The organism is Deferrisoma palaeochoriense (assembly GCF_054656955.1).
Genome location: NZ_BAAHXI010000246.1, coordinates 1 through 207, shown reverse-complemented (window position 1 = coordinate 207; position 207 = coordinate 1). Strand labels below are relative to the sequence as shown.

The window sequence follows — 207 nt, the reverse complement described above, 5'->3', positions numbered from 1 at the left end:
CGCACCATGTCGGCGATCTTCAGCCCGCGGCGCTTCGCAAAACACACATCTTCCACCCCGGCGCCCTTCGCCGCCGCCAGGTTTGCCCTGGACGCAAATCCGCCGTCCGCCGCGGTCTGCTTCGGGGCTTCCCCGTAGATCTCCACGTGCCGCTCCACCATCGGCACGAACAGGTCCGAGTCGGCCGGGTTCCCCCGGCACACCAGG

Annotated in this window: 1 pseudogene; it reads right to left on the bottom strand. The window is 69.1% G+C overall.

Features of this window, described 5'->3' with window-relative positions:
- A pseudogene (locus ACYQ8L_RS18880) lies at nt 1–207 on the bottom strand (ISNCY family transposase); the annotation flags it as partial.